A 2,519-nucleotide genomic window follows, 5' to 3' on the forward strand; every position below is an offset into this window, starting at 1 on the left:
AATGACGCTGCTACACCAGCTGCCAGTGAACAAGGTCAGAGTAATGCCAGCGTAACTTCGGCTCAAGTAGCAAGCAATGGGACTCAAGGCAATGACGCTGCTACACCAGCTGCCAGTGAACAAGGCCAGAGTAATGCCAGCGTAGCTTCGGCTCAAGTAGCAAGCAATGGGACTCAAGGTAATGACGCTGCTACACCAGCTGCCAGTGAACAAGGCCAGAGTAATGCCAGCGTAGCTCCGGCTCAAGTAGCAAACAATGGGACTCAAGGCAATGATGCTGCTACACCAGCTGCCAGTGAACAAGGTGAGAGTAATGCCAGCGTAGCTCCGGCTCAAGTAGCAAGCAATGGGACTCAAGGCAATGACGCTGCTACACCAGCTGCCAGTGAAAAAGGCCAGAGTAATGCCAGCGTAGCTCCGGCTCAAGTAGCAAACAATGGGACTCAAGGCAATGATGCTGCTACACCGGCTGGAAGCGAGCAAAATGTAAATATTGATAACGAATCAGAAGCAAAGCAAAGGGAAAATGAAAGTGTAATTAATTTTTCTAACGCTTCAGTGGGCGGAAGGGTGTAATGTAAATAAAATGGTTTGTAGAAATCCCATCACGGGATTTCTACAAAATCAAATACAATGAATAGATTTTTGTATAAATTTACTACTTAAAACCAACAAATATAAAACGCCAAAAACTTATCTTTGAATTAGGATTAGCTGATATGTAGTCACTCTTATAGTGGGTTTGTAGATCAAAAGGGATACTTGACGGTCTTTCGTTGTCTCTACACCATTTACGCCAGTCAGTTTGAGTTTTCAAATTTAATGAACGAGTAAAATTTAGCAGCTCATCAAAACCAACATACCTTTCAACATTAAGAAATTGAGACCAATTACTGAATCCTTGCACCTTTGATACATATAATGGTGCGTCTATCCGATTCGTAGCAACCGCCATTCGCCACTCTTCTCGAGTTTTGATCCCCATTTCAATAGCTATTTTTTGAATTTGCTGAAGATCTATGTTGCTACTCTTATGCTTAATACCTGTAAATTCATTCCATCCAGCCCATTCCTTTTTGTAAAAGACGCTTGGTTGATATGGTAATTGCTTTTTTAAATCAACAGAACTCTTCCTGAATCTTGTGTATTCTTTGGCGGTGAATATTCCAAACTCCATAATCAGTTCTTTAGCTTCTTGATAAGATAATTTGATAAAAACTCCGAAGCGAGAAAGGTTATAGATTGATTATAACTAACTTTATTATAAGATTTAAATAACTTAACTTTAATTTTTTAAAGTAAGTCCTACTTAACTAAAGTAACTAAGTGTATTAGCTTATAAATCTATGATTAGTCCTGTATTTTCGCCATCAGCATAAAGCTCATACAACGCTTCATTATCATTTGAACGAATCCACTTTACCGAATTTTCGTCACGCAGAGCGGAATGTGTTTTCAATAAAATGACATTAATGAAACATCGTTCTATCATTAATTTCTGTTCTTTAACTCTGATTTTGATTTTATAACCTACAAATAGGAAAGGTATAAAAGTTACGAGAAACCAATGATAAGGTAGATGGTACTGATAAATATTATAGTTGATAATAGTTATCAATAAACAAATTACAAAAGGAATAGTAAACGCGATTACGCTTATCCTAAATAAGCTATATCGAAAGAATACATAGTAAGATTCGGTCATTCACTTGCCTCATTAAATCGATATGACATATCCAAAATGGTATCAACGTTGCTTTTTAGGCTGTTTTTATTAAGTAACATGGTTTTGCCAACAATAACTTTAGAGTTAATTAGGTTAAGAAAACGTTGGTTGTTACTTGTAATTTTTGACTGTAAAGTCTGCATCTGAGTGTTATACAGGCTGTCAATATAGCGTTTTTGCTGTGACACCTTTGGTTCTTCTATGACGAATGATGCAACCATAAACAATTGTTTATCATCAACTTTTACTCCGTTTGGTAGCTCGCTTATTGATGGAAAAACAAGTGTCGTAGCAAGTAAGAATGTGATCATAATATACCTCTATTTTTCAGGCACAGCGTACCAAGATTTTCGAGTGTTAATTAATGTGTGTGCAACTTCTTTAAATTTAACCATTTCACGATGATAATCAGTCAAAATATTAGTTTTCTGTGGTGGCTCCCCAAATAAAATAACTGGCAATGTTGCATTGTATGTGGCCACTTTTTTATTTGATTTCCCATTATTCGAACGAGTCCATAAATCAACAAACGGTTGTGTTCTGGTTTGGTTTATTTCGACAATCCGATGATTATTAGGTATGTGATTAAGGTGTTCTAATTCCTTTTGGATCATATCTAACTTTTCATCACGATGAGCCCAAGCATATTCAAACGTTGGATTATCTTTTGATTTTTCTAAAATAATTTTTGCTTCTTCAATAGTAATAACCTTATGAATTGATTTGTGTTGCCAATAAAAACTAACAGTGTGTATAGGGATATCACAACTTCTAATATTCCTTGTTGCAGATA

The 2,519-nt window shown here is 36.3% G+C and carries 4 protein-coding genes; 1 reads left to right on the plus strand and 3 read right to left on the minus strand.

Annotated elements, in window-relative coordinates; translation table 11 throughout:
* On the plus strand, positions 1–576 hold a 576-nt coding region (locus H5202_RS20520), incomplete at its 5' end, for a hypothetical protein (RefSeq protein WP_220493951.1).
* 82 nt (positions 577–658) lie between these two features.
* Here the strand turns inward: H5202_RS20520 and H5202_RS20525 are convergent.
* The 3 genes from H5202_RS20525 to H5202_RS20535 form a co-directional block, all read right to left on the minus strand.
* The gene (locus tag H5202_RS20525) at positions 659–1,177 is read right to left on the minus strand and encodes a hypothetical protein (RefSeq protein WP_182773695.1); all 519 of its coding nucleotides are present in this window, start codon (positions 1,175–1,177) and stop codon (positions 659–661) included.
* Between the two features lie 524 nt (positions 1,178–1,701).
* Positions 1,702–2,037, minus strand: coding sequence for a hypothetical protein (locus H5202_RS20530; RefSeq protein ID WP_182773696.1), 336 nt, complete (start codon positions 2,035–2,037; stop codon positions 1,702–1,704).
* Between the two features lie 9 nt (positions 2,038–2,046).
* Positions 2,047–2,519: DNA replication terminus site-binding protein (locus tag H5202_RS20535; protein ID WP_182773697.1), on the minus strand; the 473-nt coding region annotated here is incomplete at its 5' end.

It is taken from the genome of Shewanella sp. SG41-4, assembly GCF_014164505.1.
Classification (GTDB): domain Bacteria; phylum Pseudomonadota; class Gammaproteobacteria; order Enterobacterales; family Shewanellaceae; genus Shewanella.

What these genes read in the sequence shown, in the direction of transcription:
- H5202_RS20525 (WP_182773695.1), bottom strand. Translation starts at nt 1,177, where the DNA reads ATGGAGTTTGGAATATTCACCGCCAAAGAATACACAAGATTCAGGAAG.
- H5202_RS20530 (WP_182773696.1), bottom strand. Translation starts at nt 2,037, where the DNA reads ATGATCACATTCTTACTTGCTACGACACTTGTTTTTCCATCAATAAGC.